This window comes from Pseudomonas tensinigenes, from assembly GCF_014268445.2.
Lineage (GTDB): Bacteria > Pseudomonadota > Gammaproteobacteria > Pseudomonadales > Pseudomonadaceae > Aquipseudomonas > Aquipseudomonas tensinigenes.
In genome coordinates, this window is record NZ_CP077089.1 from 144,983 (window position 1) to 167,650 (window position 22,668).

A 22,668-nucleotide genomic window follows, 5' to 3' on the forward strand; every position below is an offset into this window, starting at 1 on the left:
AATCTGCTTTTACTTGCCGCTTGCAGCTAAAAGCTCGCAGCTGTTTCATTCATAGGCCTGCGTGGGCGGCGATGGCGGCGGCGATGGCCAGGGCCAGCTCTTCGGGTTTGCGCTTGATCGAGTAGTTGGTCAGTTCCGGGTGGCTTTCAACGAAGCTGGTATTGAACTGGCCGCTACGGAATTCCGGGTTGCGCAGGATTTCCTGGTAATACGCGGCGGTGGTCTTCACCCCCTGCAGACGCATGTCGTCGAGGGCGCGCAGGCCTCGGTCCATGGCCTCTTCCCAGGTCAGTGCCCAGACCACCAGTTTCAGGCACATCGAGTCGTAGAACGGCGGAATGGTGTAGCCGGTGTAGATCGCCGTGTCGGTGCGCACGCCTGGGCCGCCGGGGGCGTAGTAACGGGTGATCTTGCCGAAGCTCGGCAGGAAGTTGTTCTTCGGGTCTTCGGCGTTGATGCGGAACTGCAACGCGAAACCACGGTGCTGGATGTCTTCCTGCTTCACCGACAACGGCAGGCCGGAAGCGATGCGAATCTGTTCGCGGACGATGTCGATCCCGGTGATTTCTTCGGTGATGGTGTGTTCCACCTGCACCCGGGTGTTCATCTCCATGAAGTACACCTCGCCCTCGGCGAGCAGGAACTCCACGGTACCGGCGTTCTCGTAACCTACAGCCTTGGCCGCACGCACCGACAGGTCGCCGATATAGGCGCGCTGTTCCGGAGTCAGTTGCGGGCTCGGGGCGATTTCGATGAGTTTCTGGTTGCGACGCTGGATCGAGCAATCACGCTCGAACAGGTGCACGACGTTGCCGAAGCTGTCGCCGAGAATCTGCGCTTCGATGTGCTTGGGATTGACGATGCATTTTTCCAGGAACACTTCGGCAGAACCGAAGGCCTTGGTCGCTTCGGAGATCACCCGAGGGAAATTCTGTTCGAGTTCTTCGCGGCTGTTGCAGCGACGGATACCGCGACCGCCACCGCCGGAGGTGGCCTTGAGCATCACCGGGTAACCGATGCGGTCGCCCTCGGCCAAGGCCTCTTCGATGTCGGCGACGTTACCTTCGGTGCCCGGCGTCACCGGTACGCCGGCCTTGATCATGCTGCGGCGCGCTTCGGTCTTGTCGCCCATGCGGCGGATGACTTCTGCCGACGGGCCAATGAATTTGATCCCGCGCTCGGCGCAGATGTCAGCCAGTTCAGCGTTTTCCGAGAGGAAACCGTAACCGGGGTGCAGTGCATCGCAGCCGGTTTCCACCGCCAGGTTCACCAGCTTGCGCGGGTTCAGGTAACCGGCCAGTGGCTCGGCACCGATGCTGTGGGCCTCGTCCGCACGCTTCACATGCAAGGCATGGCGGTCGGCGTCGGAAAAAATCGCAACCGAGCGAATGCCCATTTCGGCGCAGGCTCGCACGATTCGTACGGCAATCTCACCACGGTTGGCGATCAGGATCTTTGTTATCACTTGGAGGTTCCCTTGAGCCGGTGGCACCACGACCTGCTAGACCCAGGTCGACGCGTGACCAAATGTTTCAATTTAGTCGCAGGTCCACACTAGCGCTCATGAGGGATTAACAAAAATGAATAAAAATTGGGTCATGCATAAGTAAAGACTTATAGTTGAAACATCCGCCAGCCGTCAGAGTCTGTAAAAAATGCGTAAGTCCTTGATGCGTATGACATTACGCCAGCTGCAGATCTTCAACGAAGTGTGTGATTTACGCTCTTACAGCCGCGCAGCCGAGGAAATGTCTCTCACGCAACCGGCCGTCAGCCTGCAGATTCGTCAGCTCGAAGAGCTGATCGGCCAGCCATTATTCGATTATGTCGGCAAAAAACTCTACATGACCGAAGCCGCTGAAGCACTTCAGCGTGCCAGTCGAGACATTTTCGGACGCCTGGAAAACCTCGATATGCAGCTGTCGGACATGCAGGGATCGCTGCAAGGTCAGCTGAAACTGGCGGTGGAATCCAGCGCCAAGTATTTCGTGCCGCACCTGTTCGCCGCATTCAAGCGACAGCATCCGGAAGTGAATCTGCAACTGACCGTGGTCAACCGTGGCCAAGTGATTCGCCGGCTTTCGGACAACCGCGACGATCTGGTGATCATGTCGATGGTGCCGCAGGACATGGGCCTGGAATTTCTGCCGTTCCTGAACAATCCGATTGTTGCCGTGGCGCGCCCGGATCACCCGCTGGCGCACATGGGGCCACTGCGTCTGCAAGATCTTGAGCCTTACACGCTGCTGATTCGCGAACCCGGTTCAGGGACGCGGTTGGCGTGCGAGGAATATTTCAAAGAGAAACGCGTGCACTTCACCCAGACCCAGGAAGTAGCGTCGGCCGAAGCGCAACGAGAATGTGTGCAAGCGGGTCTGGGCCTGGCGCTGTTGACGCGCCACGCCCTGAACCTGGAGCTGGCGACCGGCGGCCTCGTCGAGTTGCCGGTCGAGGAATTGCCGCTTTTCCGTAGCTGGTGCCTGGTTCAAGCGAAAGCCAAACGCTTGTCACCGGTGGCGCACGCCTTCCTGGCGTTTATCCGTAGCGAGCGCGTGCAGATCAGCGCGCTGGTTGAGCGCTTCGACGGGAAGCTGCGGGTGCCGCCTGCCAGTGAGTGATCTCGGGAAAGTCGCCGATTTCGGCTTGAAGCTGACGGAGTTCGAAGCGATCTTCGATGGCGCGGCGAAATTCCATGCGGCGCTGGTCTTCCTGCTGACGACGGGTTTTCGCGGCGCTGTTGCGTTCTTCGTAGGGCTGAGCCATTTCGATTCTCCCAAGGCGATGACGGGAGTTTCACGATAGGCGGCGGGGATGACGGTTTGGCTGCGCGGGGATGACAGTGCGATGAAACTTGCGCAGGGTTGTGGTGTTTTTGAGGACGCCTTCGCGAGCAGGCTCGCTCCCACATTTGATATCGGTATGACACAGAATTTGTGTACCCCGGAGATCCCCTGTGGGAGCGAGCCTGCTCGCGATTAAGGTCGGAACGACCTTAGATGGCTTCAGTCATCCAGGGCTTTGGCGGCCTTGGGCGACAAGCGCAAGCTGCGCAAACTGCGCTTCACGCTCTTGAGGTGGTTGACCAGGCTCGGCCCGCGCGCCATGGCCACGCCCATCGCCAGCACATCAATCACCACCAGGTGCGCAATGCGCGAAGTCAGCGGCGTATAGATTTCCGTATCCTCATGCACATCGATCGCCAGATTGACCGTCGACAATTCGGCCAACGGCGTCTGGCTCGGGCACAGGGTAATCAGTGAAGCGCCGCTCTCACGCACCAGATTGGCGGTGATCAGCAGATCCTTGGACCGTCCCGACTGCGAAATGCAGATCGCCACGTCGGTCGGCTTCAACGTCACTGCCGACATCGCCTGCATGTGCGGATCGGAATACGCCGCTGCGGTCAGCAACAGGCGGAAGAACTTGTGCTGGGCATCCGCCGCCACCGCGCCCGACGCGCCGAAGCCGTAGAACTCGACCCGTTGCGCCTGCGACATCAGTGTCACCGCGCGTTGCAACTCGATCGGGTCGAGCTTCTCGCGAACCTCCATCAAGGTGTGCAACGTGGTGTCGAAAATCTTCAGGCTGTAATCGGCGACCGAGTCGTCTTCATGGATCGCAAACTGGCCGAAGCTGGCACCGGCCGCGAGGCTTTGCGCCAGTTTGAGTTTGAGGTCCTGAAAACCGGAACAACCGATGGCGCGACAGAAGCGCACGATGGTCGGCTCGCTGATGCCGACGCTGTGGGCCAGGTCGGCCATGGAACTGTGCATCACCGCCGCAGGGTCAAGCAGCACGTGGTCGGCGACCTTGAGCTCCGACTTGCGTAACAGGTGACGTGACTGGGCGATGTGTTGCAGCAGATTCAAGGGGCTGGACTCTTCTTATGGGCAAGGATGTAGCACGCTTGTAGTTATACTACATGAATTGGCTTTTTGCCTGCTCAATGCGTAACTCGATGTCCCCATATCAGGCGCGATGAGGTGCGTGTAGCCCTTAAAACGGTTTTTCCTGTTCACGCAAAAGCCCGGCCAGACTGGCAGCTTCCACGGGCCGGCTGATCAGATAGCCCTGCACCTCATCGCAACGCTCGGCGCGTAAAAATTCCATCTGATCCTGTCGCTCGACGCCCTCAGCCACTACTTTCAGCGACAGCCCGTGAGCCATGGCAATGATCGCGCGAGTAATCGCCGCATCTTCACTGCCCTCACCCAACCCGCGAATGAAAGCCTGATCGATCTTCACGTAATCCACCGGAATGCGCTTGAGGTAACTCAGCGACGAATAGCCGGTGCCGAAGTCGTCTATTGCCAGTTTCACCCCCAGATCGCGCAACTGCTGGAAGGTCGCGATGATGTGTTCGACGCTGTCGAGCAACTGGCTTTCGGTCAGTTCCAGTTCGAGGTAGTGCGGCGCCAAACCGGTTTCCTCCAGCACCTGGCGCACCAGACTGACCAGCTTGCCCTGACGCAATTGATGCACCGACAGGTTCACCGAAACGCGGATCGGCTCCAACCCCTGGCGCTGCCACTCGCAGGCCTGCCAACACGCCTGACGCAGGACGAATTCGCCGATCGGGCCGATCAGACCTGTTTCCTCGGCCAGCCCGATGAAATCCCCAGGCGGTACTCGACCCATGGTCGGATGATCCCAGCGCACCAGCGCTTCCGCCGCATTCAAGCGCCCTGTTTCCAGACACAGTTTGGGCTGATAGAACACTTTCAGTTGCTTGTCCTCAATGGCCTTGCGCAACTGGTTTTCCAGCTGCAAGCGCTCAAGGGTGCTGGCCTGCAGGCTGTCGGTGTAGAACTGGAAATTGTTACCGCCCAGGTGCTTGGCGTGTTGCATGGCCATGTTCGATTGGCTGACCAGCGCAGAAATCTCCCGGGCATTGTCCGGCAGCATGCTGATGCCCATCGACGCGCTGACCACCAGTTCATGGCCTTCCACGGTCAGCGGCAAGCGCAACTTGGCCGACAACCGCGTGGCCACCCGGGCCAGACTCGACAGGTTGCCGTAGGCATCGAACAGCACCGCAAACTCATCACCGGACAAACGGGCAATGGTGTCGGCTTCCGGCAACGCATTGACCAAGCGGCGCGCCATTTTCTGCAGCAACTGGTCAGCAATCTCATGGCCCAAACTGTCGTTGAGCAATTTGAAACGATCCAGGTTGATGTGCAGCAACGCCAGACTGCGTCGGCCCTGGCGCGAACGTTGATGCGCTTCGTGCAGTCGCTCGCGGAACAGTGAGCGGTTGGCCAACCCGGTCAGTTCGTCGTAATGAGTCAGGTAACGCATGCGCTCTTCGGATTCGCGGCGTGCCGACAGATCGGCGAAGAAGCCGACGATATGGCTGACATTTCCCCGACCATCGCGCACCGCATTCAGTTGCAGCCACTGCGGGTACAACTCGCCGTTCTTGCGCGTCTCCACCAGTTCGCCCTGCCAACTGCCATGCTGCTCGAGTGCATGACGGATCGCCACGTAATGTCGGCGGGCGTCGCGGCTGCATGGCAGCTCGACGACGTTGCGCCCGAGCATGTCCTCGATGTCGTAACCGGTGACCCGGCTGAACGCCTGATTGATCGCAATCAGCGCGTAGTTCGGATCGAGAATGACGATGCCCTCACTGGCCGCCTCAAACACCGTCGCCGCCAGGCGTTGCTGTTCTTCGAGGCTTTTGCTGGCACTGATGTCGCGGCGGGTGCCGACCATGCGGATGACTCGCCCGCTGTCGCTGCGTTCTACCGCGCGGCCACGGTCCTCGATCCACACCCAATGGCCATCGCTGTGACGCACGCGGTATTCGATCTGGTAGTCCTCGGTGCGCCCCTTCAAATGCTCGATCAACGCGTATTTCAACGTCGGCACATCGTCGGGATGCAGACGCGGCTTGAGGTCGCGCAGGAGCGCCGTAACGTATTCCGGAGCGAGGCCGAACAGTTCCTGAATCTGCGTGTGGTGGACTTCGTCAGTTTGCAGGTTCCAGTCCCACAGGCCCAACTCACTGGCCTTCAACGCCAGCGCCAGCCGCGCCTCGCTTTTGCTCAGGGCCTGATTGGCGGCGTCCAGTTCTCGGCTGCGCTGGGCAACGCGGTCTTCGAGTTCGACCTGGGCTTCGCGCAGCTTACCCTCGGCGCAACGGCGATGATCGATTTCCTTGGCCAGTTCCTGATTGAGCTGTTCGCTGCGCGACTGCGTCTGCTGCAGGTGTTCGATCAAGTGCTGATTCTGGAAGCGCCGCAGTAAACCGCGATCAATCAGCCGATTGACCTGCCACGCCACCACGCTCAGGGAGCCGAGCAAGATCAACCCGAGCCAGCCCCAGCCGCGCGCCTGCTCATCGCCGCCCCAGAACAGATAACCGATCGCCGGCAATAGACAGGGCAAGGTAAACGACAGAAACGCCGGCAGGCTCACCGCATAGGCGACGCTGGCCGACAGGGTTGCGGCGCCGATCAGGCCGAACACCCAGGCTTGTTGCATGAAGTTGTCGGCGGGCACCAGGGCGATGCCGGCGCCGGCAAGAGTCAGGCCGGTCATGGTCGAGCCGAGCAAAAACATCCGCCGCCAGATCGGCTGTGCCTGACGGTCGGGGATCGCCGAATCGAACGCGGCGACCTGAATCACCCGCAACGCCACCAGCGACAGCAACCACACCAGCCAGACGCTGACCACGAAGTAGCGCTGCGGGCTCCAGAGCAAAGCGGCGCAGACCAGACCATTGATCAACATGAATAACGTGGGCAACAACGAGCCCTGATACAGCAGACGCGTGCGCTCCACCGCCATTTCGACGGCATAGTGCTTGCGGATAACCCGGGGTTCCACAGAGGGGCCCGACAGTTCGGCGCTGAGGGTCATGGGCAACGTTCTTGTTCTTATAAGGAGGGCGTGCGCCCGAAACGTGGACGGAGCATACACAAGCCGATCCCGTTGCCAAACTGCTCCAGGTCATATTTTCAGCGAAACTTTTCGCCCCCGCGAAGCCAACGAAACCCGCAGAGCGAGGCAGGCTGACGCTTGCAGGGGGTGACCGACCGGTCGTCATTCGCAGCACTTTCATCGGCTAATGCGAAGCTCGGTTTGCCCGGGCCTGCGGCGCACCCTAGAATGCCCCGATGCGCGATGATCTCTCCCTTCTGCTGAACTCCCTCAACGATGCCCAACGCCAGGCCGTAGCAGCCCCCGTTGGCCGTCAGTTGGTCCTGGCCGGTGCTGGCTCCGGTAAAACCCGAGTGCTGGTGCACCGTATCGCCTGGTTGATCCAGGTCGAAAACGCCTCGCCCCACTCCATTCTGTCGGTGACCTTCACCAACAAGGCCGCTGCGGAGATGCGTCATCGCATCGAGCAGTTGCTGGGGATCAACCCGGCCGGCATGTGGGTCGGCACCTTCCACGGCCTGGCGCACCGCTTGCTGCGGGCGCACTGGCAGGAAGCGGGCCTGAGCCAGACATTCCAGATTCTCGACAGCGACGACCAGCAACGGCTGGTCAAGCGGGTGATCCGCGAGCTCGGCCTCGACGAGCAACGCTGGCCGGCCCGTCAGGCGCAGTGGTTCATCAACGGCCAGAAAGACGAAGGTCTGCGCCCGCAACACATTCAGGCCAGCGGCGATTTGTACCTGGCGACCATGCGCGGCATTTACGAAGCCTACGAGGCGGCCTGCCAGCGTGCCGGAGTCATCGATTTCTCCGAACTGCTGCTGCGCGCACTCGACTTGTGGCGCGATCATCCAGGCCTTTTGGCGCATTACCAAAAGCGCTTCCGGCATATTCTGGTGGACGAGTTCCAGGACACCAACGCCGTGCAGTACGCCTGGTTGCGTCTGCTCGGCAAGGGCGGCGATAGCCTGATGGTGGTCGGCGACGACGACCAGTCGATTTACGGCTGGCGCGGCGCGAAGATCGAAAACATTCATCAATACTCCTCCGACTTCGCGGACTCGGTGACCATTCGTCTGGAGCAGAACTACCGCTCCACCGCCGGCATCCTCAAGGCCGCCAACGCCTTGATCGCCAACAACACCGGGCGTCTGGGCAAAGAGCTGTGGACCGATGGCGGCGACGGCGAAGCAATCAATCTGTACGCCGCGTTCAACGAACACGACGAAGCACGCTACGTTGTCGAAACCATCGAAAGCGCGCTGAAAACCGGCTTGGCCCGTAGCGATATCGCGATTCTGTACCGCTCCAACGCCCAATCGCGCGTTCTGGAAGAAGCTTTGCTGCGTGAGCGCATTCCGTACCGTATCTACGGTGGTCAGCGCTTCTTCGAGCGTGCGGAAATCAAGAACGCCATGGCCTACCTGCGTTTGCTCGAAGGTCGCGGCAACGATGCGGCGCTGGAACGCGTAATCAACGTGCCGGCCCGTGGCATCGGCGAGAAAACCGTCGAGGCCATCCGCGATCACGCGCGCCACAGCGATGTATCGATGTGGGAAGCGATGCGTCAACTGGTCGCCAACAAAGGCCTGACCGGTCGCGCGGCGGGTGCCCTTGGTGCGTTTATCGAGCTGATCGAGAGCCTCGCCGCCAAGTGCATGGAAATGCCGCTGCACTTGATGACGCAAACCGTCATCGAGCAATCCGGCCTCATTGCTTATCACGAAGCGGAAAAAGGCGAGAAAGGCCAGGCTCGGGTAGAAAACCTTGAGGAATTGGTCAGCGCCGCGCGCAACTTCGAGAACACCGAAGAGGACGAAGAACTGACGCCACTGGCGGCATTCCTCGGCCACGCTTCGCTGGAGGCCGGCGACACCCAGGCTGACGAACACGAAGACAGCATTCAGCTGATGACCCTGCACAGCGCCAAAGGCCTGGAATTCCCTTACGTGTTCCTCGTGGGCATGGAAGAAGGCCTGTTCCCGCACAAGATGAGCCTGGAAGAACCGGGTCGTCTTGAAGAAGAACGGCGTCTGGCTTACGTGGGCATTACCCGGGCGATGCAGAATCTGGTCATGACCTATGCTGAAACCCGACGCCTGTACGGCAGCGAGACCTACAACAAGGTCTCGCGCTTCGTACGTGAAGTGCCGAAAGGTCTGATCCAGGAAGTGCGTCTGTCGAACAGCGTTAGCCGACCATTTGGCGGCAACCAGTCGATGAGCGGCAGCAACCTGTTCAGCGGCAGCGAAATTCCGGAAACGGGGTTCAGCCTCGGTCAGGCGGTGCGCCATTCGGTCTTTGGCGACGGTGTGATCCTCAACTTTGAGGGTGCTGGCGCACAGGCGCGAGTGCAGGTGAACTTCAGCGAAGGCAGCAAGTGGCTGATGCTCGGTTACGCCAAGCTGGAAGCGATCTGACGCCGGTTTTGCTTTTATGTGGGAGCGAGCCTGCTCGCGAATGAAATCACCGCGGTTGATCTGATAGACCGCGGTGCGGCCTTCGCGAGCAGGCTCGCTCCCACAGGGTTCGGTGTTCTGAGCCAATAATCCCGCTGAACCTATCTCCTTTTCCTACAGACAAAAGTACATAGGCTGATTGCCTCGCGAAGCTGAACGCGACCTGTCAGGCAAAAGCCCGAAACACTCTCTCGCTAGCCAGTAACACTTCAGCTGTGCAACATGGCGCGCGTGTCTCCACAAACGGGAATACCCTTTATGAAACGTTTTCTTAGCATCGCCATGGCGTTGTGCATCGGCCTGACGATGAGCCTCGACGCCAACGCCAAGCGCTTTGGTGGTGGCAAAAGCGCCGGCGCTGCGCCGACGCACCAGACCAGCCAGATGGCTCCTTCTTCTCCAGGTGTCGGCGGCGCTGCTGCGACCGCAGGTGCTGCCGGTGCCGCAGGCGCTGCTGCCAAGGCCGGCGGTGCTTCGAAATGGCTCGGCCCTCTGGCCGGTATCGCCGCCGGTGGCCTGCTCGCATCCATGTTCATGGGCGGCGGCTTCCAGGGCATGCAGATCTTCGACATCCTGATCATGGCCGTGATCGCGTTCGTGATCTTCCGCTTCATCGCCGCGCGTCGACGCAAGCAGCAGGAGCAATTCGCTCCGGCCGGCGCGCCGATGCAGCGTGAAGCGTTCGAGCAGAAGCCTGCTGCCATGGGTTCGATCTTCGGTGGTTCGGCTGCACCTGCTGCCGCCCGTCCGGTGATCAACGCGCCGGCCTGGTTCAATGAGCAGAACTTCCTTGAAGCTGCACGCAGCCACTTCCAGTCGCTGCAGCAGCACTGGGATGCCAACGAAATGGACAAGATCGCCGAGTTCGTGACCCCGCAAATGCTCGAGTTCCTCAAGCGTGAGCGTGCGGATCTGGGCGACGCGTTCCAGTCGACCTACATCGACAACCTCCAGGTACAACTGGATGGCGTGGATGACCGTGCCGACAAGACCATCGCCACCCTGACCTTCAGCGGTGTGTCGAAGTCCTCGCGCTTCGACCAGGGCGAAGTGTTCAGCGAAAGCTGGAACATGGAACGTCCGCAGGGCGACAACCAGCCTTGGCTGGTTGCAGGTATCCGCCAGAACGGCTGATCCCTCACTACGCTTAACTTGCGGTAATAAAAACCCCAGCCTCGGCTGGGGTTTTCTATTTCGCGGTTGCATCTATAGCGAGCTACTGTATAAACCGGCCCATATAAACCGCGCCATTCAAGCAAGAGGATCCCGGACGTGGAAGAAATCATCGAACAACTGCGTGAAGCCAACGAACCCGTGCCGGTTCCTTTGGAGTTGCCTGACGAAGATCTGCTGGTCGAAATCGAAGAACAGCTGTTCATCGACATTCCGTTTGTCTTCAGAGAATTTTTGCTGACCGTCAGCGATGTGGTGTACGGCAGCCTTGAGCCGGTGACCGTCACCGACCCGCAATCCCACACCTACTTGCCGGATGTAGCCGCCAACGCCTGGGATGCCGGTGTTGATCGCAGCCTGATTCCAATCTGTCAGGACGGCGACGACTACTACTGTGTCGAAGAGGATGGCACGGTGGTGCTGTGGCAGGCCGAAGAAGAGTTGATTGCCGAGGAAACCTGGGAATCGGTGTGGCACTGGGCGCGGGACGTCTGGCTGGAAAGCTGATCAACCAGCCGCCCCGCTAGGTCAATGCCCCGACGACTCCTTGTGGTTGTCGAGGGTTTCCAGCAGCGCCACCTGCATCCGCGTGTGCACGCGGATGAACCAGCGCCAGAGCAGCGCCGCCACGGCGGCCGCGACCACGGCGATCAGTACCAGCAACTTGTTGGTCGGCAAGATACTGGCCGACAAGGCTGCCAACAGCAGGAAAATCACCAGCAGCGAGAGAATCGGGATCACTTCGGAGATCACCCGGCGCACTCGCTGCGTGTGCCTCCCCGCCATCTCCGGCTTCACGCCCATCTCCGCCAGCAGCATCGACAGCGCCTTGAGCTTGCGATAGGCCGCGATCAAGAACGGCAGCGAGACCAGCAGCGCCCCACCCCAGATCAACGCCTTCTGCCAACTCGGGTCGGCAATCCAGTCCTGCAACCAGGTCGAGAGGCGCTCGGCGAAGAATGCTCCGCTAAAGAAGATCGCAATCACCAGCGCCAGATTGACCCCGACCTGCAGCAAGATCTTGCGGATAATCGAAGCCAGCATCGCACCCTCACCTTGCGGCTGAATGCTGCGCAACCATTCGCCGTACATGCCCAGCACACGGCCTAGAGGCTTGGGCACCGCCGCCGACAGCTTGATCGACAGCGGATCCGCCGCACGGATCAGATACGGCGTCAGCAGCGTGGTAATCACCGACACGGCCACAGCAACCGGGTAAAGGAAGTTGCTGGTGACCTGCAAGGTCATGCCCAGCGCGGCGATGATGAAGGAAAATTCGCCAATCTGTGACAGCCCCATCCCGACGCGCAGTGAGGTGCGTCCGTCATTGCCGGCGATAAACGCTCCAAGTCCGCAGGACAACATCTTGCCGAGCACAACGGCTACGGTGATCACCGCAATCGGCCACGCGTATTCGAGCAGAATCAGCGGGTCGAGCATCAGGCCGATGGCGACAAAGAAAATCGCACTGAACAGGTCGCGAACCGGCTCGATCAGCCGCTCGATTTTCAGCAATTGCCGCGACTCGGCCATGATCGCGCCGATCAGGAACGCGCCGAGCACCATGCTGTACTCAAGCTTGACCACCAGCAGACAGAAGCCGAAACACAGGCCGAGCACGGTGATCAGCAGCATTTCGTTGCTTTCGAATTTGGCCACATAAGCCAGCAGGCGCGGCACCAGCAGGATGCCGATGACCAACGCGACGATCATGAACAGCGACAGCTTGCCGACCGTGGAAAACACTTCGCCGGAGCTGACCGTGCCGCTGACAGCAATGCTTGATAGCAGCGCGATGATGCCGATGCCGAGGATGTCTTCCACGATCAGCACGCCGAAGATCAACTGCGCAAAGCGCTCATTCTTCATCTTCAGGTCATTGAGTGCCTTGACGATGATGGTGGTCGAGGAGATCGCCAGAATCGCGCCGAGGAACAGCGAGTCCATGGTGTTCCAGTCGAACCATTGGCCGATTTCGTAGCCGATCCAGATCATCAGGACGATCTCGAGGAACGCCGCGATAAACGCCGTCGCACCCACCTTGAACAGCTTGCGCAGGCTGAACTCTAGGCCGAGGCAGAACATCAGGAAGATCACTCCCAGCTCAGCGAGGGTCTTGATGGTTTCTTCGTCGTGGATCAGGCCGAACGGCGGCGTATGCGGGCCGATGATGAAACCGGCGACGATATAGCCGAGCACCACCGGTTGCTTGAAACGGTGGAACAACACGGTCACCACGCCTGCGACCAACATGATCACTGCCAGGTCCTGAATAAAACTGATGGCATGCATGGCGTGGGCTCCTTGAATGACGAGGCTCGCGGCAGACGTCAGAAAAGTCTGGGCGAGCTAGGTAAAAATCCGCTTTTCGTGTGGGAATTGCCTTTGTAAGGGGCTTTTGCAGGTTAACACCGCGACTTGCGGCTGGAAGGCGGTGCAATATATGGAAACAGATCGATTCCGGCGTGACGTCGGCCAGTCGCCCGGCGTCCCGATAACGGTGCTTTTGAAAAGCGACCAGGCACCCGCAGAGGTGCTTCCAGCAACCAGCCTTGATCCGTGAGAACGTTATGGAACCCGGAAACGCCCAGCTGTCGATGACGGTACTGATGACCCCCGACATGGCCAACTTCTCTGGCAATGTCCACGGCGGCACCCTGCTCAAATACCTCGACGAAGTGGCTTACGCCTGCGCGAGCCGTTATGCCGGCCGCTACGTGGTGACCCTTTCGGTGGACCAGGTGATTTTCCGCGAGCCGATTCATGTCGGCGAACTGGTGACCTTCCTCGCGTCGGTCAACTACACCGGCAACACGTCGATGGAAGTCGGCATCAAAGTCGTCACGGAAAACATTCGCGAGCGTTCGGTGCGCCACACCAACAGCTGCTTCTTCACCATGGTCGCGGTGGATGACCAGCGCAAACCGGCCGCCGTGCCGCCGCTGCAACCGCAGAACAGTGAAGACAAGCGTCGTTATATGCAGGCGCAGCAGCGTCGGCAGATTCGTCAGGAGCTGGAAAAGCGCTATCAGGAGATCAAGGGCGACGCCTGATCAGCCTTTGGATTGATGTTGTCTGACTTATAGCCTTCGCGAGCAAGCTCGCTCCCACGCTGGATCTGTGGCGTACACAAAACCAAATGTGGGAGCGAGCCTGCTCGCGAATGGGGGCAACGCGGTCTTACAGACTGATCGCCGTAGCCTCGAACTTCACCCGCGGATGTGCAATCCGATCCTGCGCCCGCACCAGTTGCAGTTCATAACTGGCGCACGCCTGAGTCTCCAGCAACACCTCATGCACCGCCGCCGCAGTGAATTCGAACGCCGCCACCAGACTGTCACCCAGCAGCACCCGCGCCAGGAACAGGCCGGACGTCAGATCGCCAACGCCCACCGGCTGACGTGGAAATGCCAACAGTGGACGACGCAGATGCCAGCTACCTTCGGCCGTCACCAGCAACATCTCGAAGCCATCGGCCGGTTTGCCCGGATAATCCAGATGCTTCACCAGCACGGCTTTCGGCCCGCGCGCCAACAACGCACGCGCCATCGCCAGGCAATCAAACAAGGACTGCGGCTTACGCCCGGAAAAGCTGTCCAGCTCCAACTGGTTCGGGCACATGATGTCCGCCACGGCTGCTGCTTCCTCCAGGAGGAAATCGCTGACTTCGGTCGGCACGCTGCAACCCTTTTCCAGATGGCCCATCACCGGATCACACAGATACAGCGCCTTCGGATTGACCGATTTGATCCGCTCGACACCGCTGAGAATCGCCCGGCCCTGCGCCGCGCTGCCAAGGTATCCGGACAGCACCGCATCGCAGTTGCCCAGCTCGCCAATCGCGGCGATGCCTTCGACCAGTTCGGGAATCTGCTGCGGCGCCAGCACTTCGCCGGCCCATTGGCCGTACTGGGTGTGGTTGGAAAACTGCACGGTGTTGAGCGGCCAGACATTGACCCCGACCCGCTGCATCGGAAAAACCGCGGCGCTGTTGCCGGCGTGGCCGAACACCACGTGGGACTGAATGGCGAGCAGATGAGGCGTACGTTTCATTCGGGTCATTCCGTAAAACGATTGAAATTCAAGCCGCGCAGTATGCGACGAAACGCAGCCTGTACGACAGACCGGCGACGCAGTTAAGCTGACGCTATCTTTTGGAGTTCGATGTTGATGCTGACCCTGGAAAACATCTTCGTGCTGATACTGTTCGCCGCTGCCGGCGCGTGGCTATGGCACAACCACGGCTTGCGCGAACGCGCGCTGGAGCGGGTCAAACAGCATTGCCTGAACGTGCGGGTCGAGTTGCTCGACGGCAACGTTGCCCTGAAGAAGATCGGTTTCATCAAGGACGCCAACGGTCGCCGACGACTGGCGCGGGTGTACAACTTCGAGTTCACCGTGACCGGCGAAACCCGCCATAACGGCACCATCACCCAGTTTGGTGCGCACAGTGCACAAATCGAGCTGGCGCCCTACCCGGCACCGTTCGACGACACGCCACCGGTGGTTGAGGTGCACAAGCCGCGCGCGGAAGTCATCGAGCTAAGCCAGTGGCGCCAGGAACACACCAAATGGAAGCCCTGACGGCCATGTAGGAGCTGCCGAAGGCTGCGATCTTTTGATCTTAACCCTCCCGGCACCCCGACAACCCTCTCTGCAGCACCTCAACATCCTGCGCATCACTGAAGATCAGCTCGATGCGCGAATCTTTCCGCCATTCACTGGCCTGCCAAACCAACTGCGCATTCTCTAGCGCGTTCGCCGAAACCCAGCCATCTGCGCTGTGGATAACCAGTTTCGCTCTTTTCCAATGAAGCCCGTTTAGCCAATCGGCGATACGAGCCTTGTCGAACTTTTGTCCCGGATGCCAACGCCAACCGACACTCCAGCCGCCCTCCTGGGCCTGACTCAAGCAGATCGGCATCGTCGGATCGCTCCAGACGGCCGGCATTTGCCCTAACCCCTTGGGCACGATCAGATTGTCCAAACCATTGACCGCTTGCGTAGCCAGACCCGGCAGTTCGCTCAGGGGCAGTTGCGCCTGTTGCGTCCATATCAGCCTGACTGACGGCAACTGGCTGGCTATTTTCTGCCGTTTATTTTCATCAAGGTTTTCCGCCTTGTTCAGCAGCAACAGCCCAGCGCTGGCCAACGCTTCCTGCTGCGCTACCGGCAATGCTTTCCCGGCCTGAAGCGATTGAGCGTCGAGAACAAGAACACACGGCTGCACCGCCAGCACACCTAACCACGGCGCCTCATTCAACTGTTTGAGCAACTGCGCCGGATGCCCCAGCCCGGACGGTTCGATGAATAGCCGATGCGGCCTCGCCTTGCGCAACAGCCGCCCAAGACCAATCTGAAAAGGCGCGCCATTGACACAGCACAAGCAGCCACCGGCCACTTCGCCCAGTGCGATACCATCGGCGTCACTCGTCAGCAATGCGGCATCGAGGCCGATCTGGCCGAACTCGTTGATCAACACCGCCCAGCGCTCGCCTTCCGGGCGCTGGGCTATGAGTTGACGAATCAGGCTGGTCTTGCCGGCGCCCAAAGGGCCAGCAATGACATGGGTAGGAATGTTCTGCAACATGGTCGGGAGCTTTTTTGGGAGATTCAAAGATGCGTTGGATGGGATGGTCGTTGCTGTTGACGCTGCTGTCGAGTGAAGCGTGGGCTCAGGCCTGCGTGGTGCACAGTCAGGGTGAGCGGCTCGACGTCAAAGTCTGTCAGCAGAACCGCAACATTCCGGAAAAACTGTTCAGTGACGGTTTCTGCCAGCCAACGCTGGCCGGACAGAAAGTCGAAGTACAGTACGTCGATCAATGCCCGAGCGGTGCGTTTGGTGTGTGCAGCAACGCGCAGATCGCCAATATGCCTTATCGCCAGGACATCCATTATTACGGCATCGCCACCGATGCCGCGTATCTGAAGCCGTACTGCGAAGGCCAAAGCCAGGGTTCTTGGCTCAAGCCTTGAGGCATCAGCCGAGCCAGTCGAGGGTCAGTATCAGACGACGCTCGCCCGCGCCCGGTTGCGGCGAGCGATGGATCAAGCCGAAGCCTTCATTGCCGTGCCACTTCTCGCCTTTCAACAGCCCGACGTCACCACTGGTGAGTTGCTGGATTTGCACTTGGGGTTCGGCGTTGGCCTGTCCCAGCTGACTGCGATCCATCGCGCCTTCCTTGAGCCATTGGCTACCGACGCCGGCGTAGGTGGTGATCAGCCGTACTGGCACGTGATCGACGTGGAAACGCGGGCACATGGCTTTATCGAGTACCCGCAGGCGCAGGCCAATGCGCTTGGCTCCCAGCAAACAGGCGAAAGCGCTCACCAGCCATTTCAGATCGGCGATAAAGCCTTCATAGCCTTCCAGATCACGAAAGCCTGATGCCAGCCCGGTGAGATCAGCCTCGGCGTCCTCGCTCGCCAGCTCCAGACACAACGATTCCGCTAACGGTTCGTTGAGCGACAGCAATAACTGAGCGAAATCACTGATGTGCAACGGCAGTTGCCGCTGCCAGACGGCGAGATTGGTGTCGTCATCAAGAATTCGCGTCAGCGTCCCTGGCGTCGGGCCTTGATGCTGATGACGCGTGCGGTTTTGCATGAGTTTGAGTGCAAGCATCAGGCAGCCTCTTCATGCCAAGGGCCGAACGGATCCGCCAGCAATCTCCAGCCTTCTAAGCCGAGGGCCATTTCTTCATCGGTCAGCAGGCAGCCGTCCAATTCGTCGGAGAGCTGTAGGAAATCGATGTTCTGACCAATGAAAACCAGCTCCTGACGACAGTCGCCTACGCTCGGCGTCCAGTTTTCCATGATCGCGGCGGTACTTTCCTGATCCTGTGGCCATTGGTTTTTCGGCACAAAACGCCACCAGCGCCCGGCGAAACCATGACGCATCAGCCCGCCGGCCTGCGACCAGCTGCCAGCGTCTGTGGGTTTGCTCGCCAGCCAGAAGAATCCTTTGGAGCGCAGCAATTTTCCGTTCAGCCACGGGCGGTCGATGAAGTGGTAGAAGCGCTCCGGATGAAACGGGCGGCGTGCGCGGTAAGCCGTGGAGGCAATGCCGTACTCGTCGGTTTCTGGCACGTGCTCACCGCGCAACTCTTGCAGCCAGCCCGGTGCCTGGGCGGCTTTGTCGAAGTCAAATCGACCCGTGTTGAGGATCTTCTCCAACGGCACTTCGCCCATCACCATTGGAATGATTTCAGCCTGGGCGTTGAGGCGTTTGAGGATGGCAATCAACTCTTCGCGCTCGTGCTGGCTGATCAGGTCGATCTTGCTGATCAACAGCACGTCGGCGAACTCGATCTGCTCGATCAACAGGTCGGTGATGGAGCGTTCGTCTTCTTCGCCGAGGATTTCGCCACGGGAAGCGAGGCTTTCTGCCGCCTGGTAGTCCGGCAGGAAATTCACACCATCGACTACAGTGACCATGGTGTCGAGACGAGCGATGTCCGAGAGGCTTTGGCCGTGTTCATCGCGAAAAGTGAAGGTTTCTGCGACCGGCAGCGGCTCGGAGATGCCGGTGGATTCGATCAGCAAATAATCGAAGCGCCCTTCCCGGGCGAGCTTGCTGACTTCTTCAAGCAGGTCTTCGCGTAACGTACAGCAGATACAGCCGTTACTCATTTCGACTATTTTTTCTTCTGCACGATTCAGGCTGACATCACGCTGGACTTCGCTGCCATCAATATTGATCTCGCTCATATCATTGACGATGACAGCAACACGCAAACCCTTGCGATTACGTAGTACGTAATTCAAAAGTGTACTTTTTCCGGCACCAAGAAATCCTGAAAGTACGGTAACGGGCAATTCGGCTGACATTGGATAATCCTCTTTAAATGACAGCCGATTAGCGCTTTGCTGGCGCTTAGCGTTTTCGTGCTTCATGCGAAGGTTTTCGCTGAAAGTAAACGCTTGAAATCGGCCTGCTCAGGCTCGGTTAACTTTTATGTTATAGTATAACAATATGAATAAACCAGCCCTGCTCTTGTCTTGAGCGATAAACCGCAGGAAGCTGAACCGATACCACTCCGGAATTCGCAATGAAAACTGCGCTGAAATACTCGTTGTTGAGCCTTGGATTGTTAATGATCGGCAATGCATCGGCTCAGTTACCGGCACTTGCAACCTGTACACGCAGCGCAAATCTGTTGGCCTGCGTCGATGCCGACGGCAACGCCTATAGCGTCAACACCGTCGGCGACACGCTTTATCTGCGTGGGTTTGAAAAAACTGGCCGGCGTTATTGGGCGCAAACCAATAGCCGTTTCGGTCAGCTGACGTTCTTTACTGGCGTCGCCTCTGACGGCGAAGCCTGGGTGGGCTACACACGACGTGTCGGCTGGACGACGATCAACCGGTTCTCCAGCTCGGGCGGTAGCGGCGCGAAGTTCACCTGCAGCCGGATCACCGGCTGTTAGACCTGGTCCTCTTGCTGCGCCTGCTCCCAGGCCAGGTAACTGTCGACGGGAGGATTCTTTTCAAAGTAGCGCTGCAATCCTTTAAACAAACCGTCTGCTACGGCTTGCTGATGCCGAGCGGTGACCAATCGCTGGCTGTCCCGCGCATTGGAAATAAAGCCGGTTTCCACCAGAATTGAAGGCACGTCCGGCGATTTCAGTACTGCGAATCCGGCCTGTTCCACGCGCTTCTGGTGCAGGGTCGTAATATCGGCAAGACTGCCCAGCACCGTACTGCCAAGCTGCAAACTGGCGGCAATCGTTGCATTCATCGACATGTCGAGAATCACCCCGGCGAGCATCGGGTCTTTATCTTTCAAGTTGAGCAGACTCGTTGCACCGAGCAGGTCCGCGCCGTTCTCTCGCTGCGCCATGAAGCGCGCAGTCGCCGACGTTGCGCCACCCTCAGAAAGGCAATACACCGATGCGCCAGAAGCCGTCAGACGCGGCGCCGCATCGGCATGCACCGAGATAAAAATGTCGGCTTTATGCTGACGGGCGATTGCCACGCGCTTGCGCAATGGGACGAAAAAGTCGTCGTTGCGTACCAGCTTCACGTCAAAGCCCTTCTCCTTTTTCAGGCGTTTGGCGAGTAGCTGAGCAATGGAAAGCACCACATCTTTTTCCCGCTCACCTTTCGCACCCACCGCACCGGGATCCTTTCCACCATGCCCAGGATCGACGACTACGATGATGTCGCGCTTCGGATGAGCGCTGATCTGCGGTGTTTCACGTGGAACCTTTGGAGCTATTTGTATCGGTTTTGCGCTGACCAAATCCAATACCAAGCGATGACTTTGTCCGTCTTGCGGCGCCAAAAGAAAGCTGTTCAGTAATACCGGGCTGCTCAGATCTAGAACAATCCGTGTATCACCCTGACCCAATGGCCCGGATCGGATCGCGCGTATCACTGTGTCGTTGAGCGCCAACTGGCTGAAATCTTCACCCAAGCTTGCCCCACTCACATCAATGATTAGTCGTTCAGGCGCACTGAGCGTGAAGGTCTTGTAGCTGACCGGCCCACTCAAATCGAACACCAGCCGCACTTTGTCCTCAGATCGCCAAAGTCGTGCCTGACGAATTTGCGTAGCAGACACACTGAAGGGCCAAGCAAAAGCGGCGCCGGCCAAAATCAGATTGAGCACTTGACGTCTATGCATATGAAAACCTGTTCATGAAAAAGACATCGTGATTTGAATTGTTATAATGTAACATTGAATTGAATCACCATGATGGTCCCGAACATGAATTCGCTTTCACTCCCGGATATCGCCGCGCAGACTGCTCGCCAAGCTTTGCCACTCGAATGGGTGGGCATGCAGGGCATCGCGTTACCTGTTTTTTTGGAAGGCCAACACCTGAATGCCAAGGCTGACGCTGGAGTGAGCCTTGATGATGGCGAGGCGCGCGGCATTCATATGTCTCGGCTGTATTTGGCCCTGGAGACACTTGAACAGGAACGCCTGACACCTACTCTCCTGCACCAGCTACTCAAGCGTTTTCTGGAAAGCCACCAAGGGCTGTCCAACTGTGCGTACGTGAATATTCACTGCGACTTACTGCTGAAGCGCCCTGCGCTGATCAGCCCATTGGCCGGCTGGAAATCCTATCCAGCAACTATTTCGGCAAGCCTGAAAAATCAAATGTTCCACGTGGAACTCAAAATTGACGTGCACTACTCTTCGACCTGCCCATGCTCAGCGGCGCTGGCGCGGCAGTTAATCCAGCAACAATTTATCGACGACTTCGCCAACAAAGGCCTTCAGCACGCAGACGTTTTGGCATGGCTAGGTTCGACTCAAGGCATCGTCGCCACGCCTCACAGCCAACGCAGCACTGCGCAATTGCATCTACACCTCGACGAATTCATCGATGAGTTCCCATTGAGCGTGATCATCAATGACGCCGAAGCGGCCCTTGGCACCGCCGTACAAACCGCCGTAAAACGTGCGGACGAACAAGCCTTCGCCCTCGCCAACGGCCAAAACCTGATGTTCTGTGAAGATGCCGCACGCCGTCTGAATCTGGCACTGCGTCGCACACCGGGAGTCAACGCATTCCAGCTGCGAGTGATTCACGCTGAAAGCCTGCACGCCCACGACGCCGTCGCCGAAAGCCACTGGCAGCGTGAACAGGCATGATTCGCTGCCAATCGCTGACTTGGGGCACACCGGGCCAACCACTGACGACCCCGCTGAGTCTTGAGTTCGACAGTGGCAGCTTGACCGGGATCATCGGTGCCAATGGCTGCGGCAAGAGCAGCCTGCTGAAAGTCATCGCCGGATTGCAGAAACCTTTGGCAGGTAACGTTGCCCTCAGTGTTCCACGTCAAAGCGGGTTGTCATTTCTGCCTCAGCAACAGCATCTCGACCGACAATTCCCCATCAGCCTGGAAGAGTTGATCAGCGCCGGTTTCTGGGGCCGACGGCTTTCAACACAATTGCGCGCACAACGTCTGAAAGACGCTCTGGAAAACTGGCACCTCGGCGGGCTTGAACAGCGTCCCCTCATGGCCCTGTCCGGCGGAGAACTGCAACGTGCCCTCCTCGCCCGACTGAGTCTGACCGACGCTGCGGTGCTGTTGCTCGACGAACCCCACGCCGCACTCGATGAGCTCGGCCAACAACTGCTCTGGCAGCACATCCATACCTGGCATCGCGAAGGTCGAACACTGGTCGTCGTGTGCCACGACCTCGCCGCCGTACGCCAGCACATCCCGCAAACCTTGCTGATCAAAAACCGCGAATGCGTGTTCGGAGCCAGTAACGAATTGATCCGGCAAACCCCTCACACGCAGGTGGCCTGATGCTCGCCGTCGCCCATTTCTGGCAGCCGTTCAACGAATTTGTATTCATGCGCCGCGCCCTGCTCGGCGGCTTGGTATTGGCGTGCAGCACTGCGCCGCTCGGCGTGTTTTTGATCCTGCGACGGATGAGCCTGATCGGTGACGCTGTTGCCCACGGCATCCTCCCCGGTGCTGCATTGGGTTTCTGGTTCGCCGGTCTGAGTCTGCCTGCACTGACGCTCGGTGGTCTTGGCGCAGGCCTGAGCATGGCCGGCCTCGCCGCCTGGATCACCCGTCGCACGGGCCTGCGTGAAGACGCCAGCCTCGCCGCGATCTATCCCATTTCCCTCGCCAGCGGCGTACTGATTCTCGGCATCGCCGGCAAACGCCTCGATCTATTGCACCTGCTGTTCGGCTCAGCACTGGCCGTCGACGGGCCGACCCTCAACGGCATGTTATGGGTCTCGGGCTTCAGCCTGATCGCCATGGCGCTGATCTACAAACCGCTGTTGCTCGACACCCTCGACCCGCTGTTCCTGAGAACCGTCAGCCGACTTGGCCCCCTCGCCCACGGCGTGTTCCTGACGCTGGTCGTGCTCAATCTGGTCATCGGTTTCCAGGCCATCGGCGCACTGATGGTGGTCGGGCTGATGATGCTCCCCGCCGCGGCGTCGCGATTCTGGAGCCGACGCCTGCCGATCCTGATAGTCATCGCGGCCGTCATCGGTTGCCTCTCGGTCTGGTTCGGCCTGCTGCTGTCGTTCTATTACTCGTTGCCCAGCGGTCCGGCCATCGTTCTGGTCGCCGGTCTCGGTTATCTGCTGTCCGTGGTGTTCGGACCGGTACACGGTCTGCTGCGCCGCCCACCGTTGCTCACATCCCAATGAGGTGTTTC

Annotated in this window: 21 protein-coding genes; 11 read left to right on the top strand and 10 right to left on the bottom strand. The window is 59.1% G+C overall.

Annotation, left to right across the window (positions count from 1 at the left end; translation table 11 throughout):
* Positions 1 to 49 precede the first annotated feature (49 nt).
* The gene (locus tag HU718_RS00660) at positions 50 to 1,465 is read right to left on the bottom strand and encodes an acetyl-CoA carboxylase biotin carboxylase subunit (RefSeq protein ID WP_025112637.1); all 1,416 of its coding nucleotides are present in this window, start codon (positions 1,463 to 1,465) and stop codon (positions 50 to 52) included.
* A gap of 190 nt (positions 1,466 to 1,655) precedes the next feature.
* Between HU718_RS00660 and HU718_RS00665 the strand changes: the two genes are divergently transcribed.
* A complete protein-coding gene (locus HU718_RS00665; RefSeq protein WP_095119741.1) occupies positions 1,656 to 2,618 on the top strand; it encodes a LysR family transcriptional regulator in 963 nt (320 codons plus the stop codon).
* Here HU718_RS00665 and HU718_RS00670 read toward each other — a convergent pair.
* The 3 genes from HU718_RS00670 to HU718_RS00680 form a co-directional block, all read right to left on the bottom strand.
* A complete protein-coding gene (locus tag HU718_RS00670) occupies positions 2,560 to 2,763 on the bottom strand; it encodes a PA3496 family putative envelope integrity protein (protein ID WP_008078845.1) in 204 nt (67 codons plus the stop codon). The genes HU718_RS00665 and HU718_RS00670 overlap by 59 nt on opposite strands.
* Positions 2,764 to 3,002: 239 nt before the next feature.
* Positions 3,003 to 3,869 carry a transcriptional regulator HexR gene (gene hexR / locus HU718_RS00675; RefSeq protein WP_008078846.1) on the bottom strand — a complete coding sequence of 289 codons (867 nt, stop codon included), beginning with the start codon at positions 3,867 to 3,869 and terminating at the stop codon, positions 3,003 to 3,005.
* A gap of 127 nt (positions 3,870 to 3,996) precedes the next feature.
* Positions 3,997 to 6,867, bottom strand: coding sequence for a putative bifunctional diguanylate cyclase/phosphodiesterase (locus tag HU718_RS00680; RefSeq protein WP_186613247.1), 2,871 nt, complete (start codon positions 6,865 to 6,867; stop codon positions 3,997 to 3,999).
* Positions 6,868 to 7,124: 257 nt separating this feature from the next.
* Here HU718_RS00680 and uvrD point away from each other — a divergent pair, with 257 nt between their 5' ends.
* The 3 genes from uvrD (at position 7,125) to HU718_RS00695 (ending at position 11,027) form a co-directional block, all read left to right on the top strand.
* Positions 7,125 to 9,308 (top strand): DNA helicase II, encoded by a 2,184-nt coding sequence (gene uvrD, locus HU718_RS00685; RefSeq protein WP_186613245.1) that lies wholly within the window; start codon positions 7,125 to 7,127, stop codon positions 9,306 to 9,308.
* A gap of 297 nt (positions 9,309 to 9,605) precedes the next feature.
* The gene (locus tag HU718_RS00690; RefSeq protein WP_095119739.1) at positions 9,606 to 10,481 is read left to right on the top strand and encodes a Tim44 domain-containing protein; all 876 of its coding nucleotides are present in this window, start codon (positions 9,606 to 9,608) and stop codon (positions 10,479 to 10,481) included.
* Between the two features lie 138 nt (positions 10,482 to 10,619).
* Positions 10,620 to 11,027, top strand: a complete 408-nt coding sequence (locus HU718_RS00695; RefSeq protein ID WP_003187120.1) for an SMI1/KNR4 family protein — start codon at positions 10,620 to 10,622, stop codon at positions 11,025 to 11,027.
* 21 nt (positions 11,028 to 11,048) lie between these two features.
* Here the strand turns inward: HU718_RS00695 and HU718_RS00700 are convergent, their stop codons facing one another.
* Entirely contained in the window at positions 11,049 to 12,812 is a 1,764-nt protein-coding gene (locus tag HU718_RS00700; RefSeq protein ID WP_150707752.1) for a cation:proton antiporter, read from the bottom strand.
* A gap of 278 nt (positions 12,813 to 13,090) precedes the next feature.
* On the opposite strand from HU718_RS00700, the gene HU718_RS00705 reads away from it, so the two are divergent.
* Positions 13,091 to 13,573: an acyl-CoA thioesterase gene (locus tag HU718_RS00705; RefSeq protein WP_003229693.1), complete on the top strand. Its 483-nt coding sequence runs from the start codon at positions 13,091 to 13,093 to the stop codon at positions 13,571 to 13,573.
* 127 nt (positions 13,574 to 13,700) lie between these two features.
* Here the strand turns inward: HU718_RS00705 and pdxY are convergent, their stop codons facing one another.
* Complete coding sequence (gene pdxY / locus HU718_RS00710; protein WP_150707751.1) at positions 13,701 to 14,573, bottom strand: pyridoxal kinase PdxY; 873 nt, start codon at positions 14,571 to 14,573, stop codon at positions 13,701 to 13,703.
* 117 nt (positions 14,574 to 14,690) lie between these two features.
* Between pdxY and HU718_RS00715 the strand changes: the two genes are divergently transcribed.
* On the top strand, positions 14,691 to 15,104 hold the full coding sequence (locus HU718_RS00715; protein WP_026000521.1) for a DUF3301 domain-containing protein: 414 nt from the start codon (positions 14,691 to 14,693) through the stop codon (positions 15,102 to 15,104).
* A 40-nt stretch (positions 15,105 to 15,144) separates the two neighbouring features.
* Here HU718_RS00715 and HU718_RS00720 read toward each other — a convergent pair whose 3' ends face one another.
* Complete coding sequence (locus tag HU718_RS00720) at positions 15,145 to 16,110, bottom strand: CobW family GTP-binding protein (RefSeq protein ID WP_186613243.1); 966 nt, start codon at positions 16,108 to 16,110, stop codon at positions 15,145 to 15,147.
* A gap of 29 nt (positions 16,111 to 16,139) precedes the next feature.
* Between HU718_RS00720 and HU718_RS00725 the strand changes: the two genes are divergently transcribed.
* Positions 16,140 to 16,496 carry an NADH:ubiquinone oxidoreductase gene (locus tag HU718_RS00725; RefSeq protein WP_095119735.1) on the top strand — a complete coding sequence of 119 codons (357 nt, stop codon included), beginning with the start codon at positions 16,140 to 16,142 and terminating at the stop codon, positions 16,494 to 16,496.
* Between the two features lie 4 nt (positions 16,497 to 16,500).
* Here HU718_RS00725 and HU718_RS00730 read toward each other — a convergent pair whose 3' ends face one another.
* Both HU718_RS00730 and zigA read right to left on the bottom strand, forming a co-directional pair.
* The gene (locus tag HU718_RS00730) at positions 16,501 to 17,145 is read right to left on the bottom strand and encodes a DUF1826 domain-containing protein (protein ID WP_150707749.1); all 645 of its coding nucleotides are present in this window, start codon (positions 17,143 to 17,145) and stop codon (positions 16,501 to 16,503) included.
* A complete protein-coding gene (gene zigA, locus HU718_RS00735) occupies positions 17,145 to 18,350 on the bottom strand; it encodes a zinc metallochaperone GTPase ZigA (protein ID WP_186613242.1) in 1,206 nt (401 codons plus the stop codon). Before zigA ends, HU718_RS00730 begins: the two co-directional genes overlap by 1 nt.
* A 221-nt stretch (positions 18,351 to 18,571) precedes the next feature.
* On the opposite strand from zigA, the gene HU718_RS00740 reads away from it, so the two are divergent.
* Positions 18,572 to 18,949 (top strand): glutamine synthetase, encoded by a 378-nt coding sequence (locus tag HU718_RS00740; protein ID WP_150707747.1) that lies wholly within the window; start codon positions 18,572 to 18,574, stop codon positions 18,947 to 18,949.
* On the opposite strand, the gene HU718_RS00745 is transcribed toward HU718_RS00740, so the two are convergent.
* On the bottom strand, positions 18,946 to 20,148 hold the full coding sequence (locus HU718_RS00745) for an N-acetylmuramoyl-L-alanine amidase (RefSeq protein WP_186613239.1): 1,203 nt from the start codon (positions 20,146 to 20,148) through the stop codon (positions 18,946 to 18,948). The genes HU718_RS00740 and HU718_RS00745 overlap by 4 nt on opposite strands.
* Positions 20,149 to 20,232: 84 nt before the next feature.
* On the opposite strand from HU718_RS00745, the gene folE2 reads away from it, so the two are divergent.
* From folE2 to HU718_RS00760, 3 genes are read left to right on the top strand one after another with little or no spacing between them, the layout of a single operon-like run.
* Positions 20,233 to 21,129, top strand: coding sequence for a GTP cyclohydrolase FolE2 (folE2, locus tag HU718_RS00750; RefSeq protein ID WP_110718270.1), 897 nt, complete (start codon positions 20,233 to 20,235; stop codon positions 21,127 to 21,129).
* Positions 21,126 to 21,794: a metal ABC transporter ATP-binding protein gene (locus HU718_RS00755; protein WP_150707745.1), complete on the top strand. Its 669-nt coding sequence runs from the start codon at positions 21,126 to 21,128 to the stop codon at positions 21,792 to 21,794. Before folE2 ends, HU718_RS00755 begins: the two co-directional genes overlap by 4 nt.
* Positions 21,794 to 22,660 (top strand): metal ABC transporter permease, encoded by an 867-nt coding sequence (locus tag HU718_RS00760; RefSeq protein ID WP_150707744.1) that lies wholly within the window; start codon positions 21,794 to 21,796, stop codon positions 22,658 to 22,660. The genes HU718_RS00755 and HU718_RS00760 overlap by 1 nt, the downstream gene beginning before the upstream one ends.
* Positions 22,661 to 22,668: the final 8 nt, after the last annotated feature.

Bases quoted from the DNA above. Each gene is read 5' to 3' on its own strand.
- HU718_RS00665 (WP_095119741.1), top strand. From the start codon at position 1,656: ATGCGTAAGTCCTTGATGCGTATGACATTACGCCAGCTGCAGATCTTC.
- HU718_RS00670 (WP_008078845.1), bottom strand. From the start codon at position 2,763: ATGGCTCAGCCCTACGAAGAACGCAACAGCGCCGCGAAAACCCGTCGT.
- HU718_RS00680 (WP_186613247.1), bottom strand. From the start codon at position 6,867: ATGACCCTCAGCGCCGAACTGTCGGGCCCCTCTGTGGAACCCCGGGTT.
- uvrD (WP_186613245.1), top strand. From the start codon at position 7,125: ATGCGCGATGATCTCTCCCTTCTGCTGAACTCCCTCAACGATGCCCAA.
- HU718_RS00690 (WP_095119739.1), top strand. From the start codon at position 9,606: ATGAAACGTTTTCTTAGCATCGCCATGGCGTTGTGCATCGGCCTGACG.
- HU718_RS00700 (WP_150707752.1), bottom strand. From the start codon at position 12,812: ATGCATGCCATCAGTTTTATTCAGGACCTGGCAGTGATCATGTTGGTC.
- HU718_RS00705 (WP_003229693.1), top strand. From the start codon at position 13,091: ATGGAACCCGGAAACGCCCAGCTGTCGATGACGGTACTGATGACCCCC.
- pdxY (WP_150707751.1), bottom strand. From the start codon at position 14,573: ATGAAACGTACGCCTCATCTGCTCGCCATTCAGTCCCACGTGGTGTTC.
- HU718_RS00715 (WP_026000521.1), top strand. From the start codon at position 14,691: ATGCTGACCCTGGAAAACATCTTCGTGCTGATACTGTTCGCCGCTGCC.
- HU718_RS00720 (WP_186613243.1), bottom strand. From the start codon at position 16,110: ATGTTGCAGAACATTCCTACCCATGTCATTGCTGGCCCTTTGGGCGCC.
- HU718_RS00725 (WP_095119735.1), top strand. From the start codon at position 16,140: ATGCGTTGGATGGGATGGTCGTTGCTGTTGACGCTGCTGTCGAGTGAA.
- HU718_RS00730 (WP_150707749.1), bottom strand. From the start codon at position 17,145: ATGCTTGCACTCAAACTCATGCAAAACCGCACGCGTCATCAGCATCAA.
- zigA (WP_186613242.1), bottom strand. From the start codon at position 18,350: ATGTCAGCCGAATTGCCCGTTACCGTACTTTCAGGATTTCTTGGTGCC.
- HU718_RS00740 (WP_150707747.1), top strand. From the start codon at position 18,572: ATGAAAACTGCGCTGAAATACTCGTTGTTGAGCCTTGGATTGTTAATG.
- HU718_RS00745 (WP_186613239.1), bottom strand. From the start codon at position 20,148: ATGCATAGACGTCAAGTGCTCAATCTGATTTTGGCCGGCGCCGCTTTT.
- folE2 (WP_110718270.1), top strand. From the start codon at position 20,233: ATGAATTCGCTTTCACTCCCGGATATCGCCGCGCAGACTGCTCGCCAA.
- HU718_RS00755 (WP_150707745.1), top strand. From the start codon at position 21,126: ATGATTCGCTGCCAATCGCTGACTTGGGGCACACCGGGCCAACCACTG.
- HU718_RS00760 (WP_150707744.1), top strand. From the start codon at position 21,794: ATGCTCGCCGTCGCCCATTTCTGGCAGCCGTTCAACGAATTTGTATTC.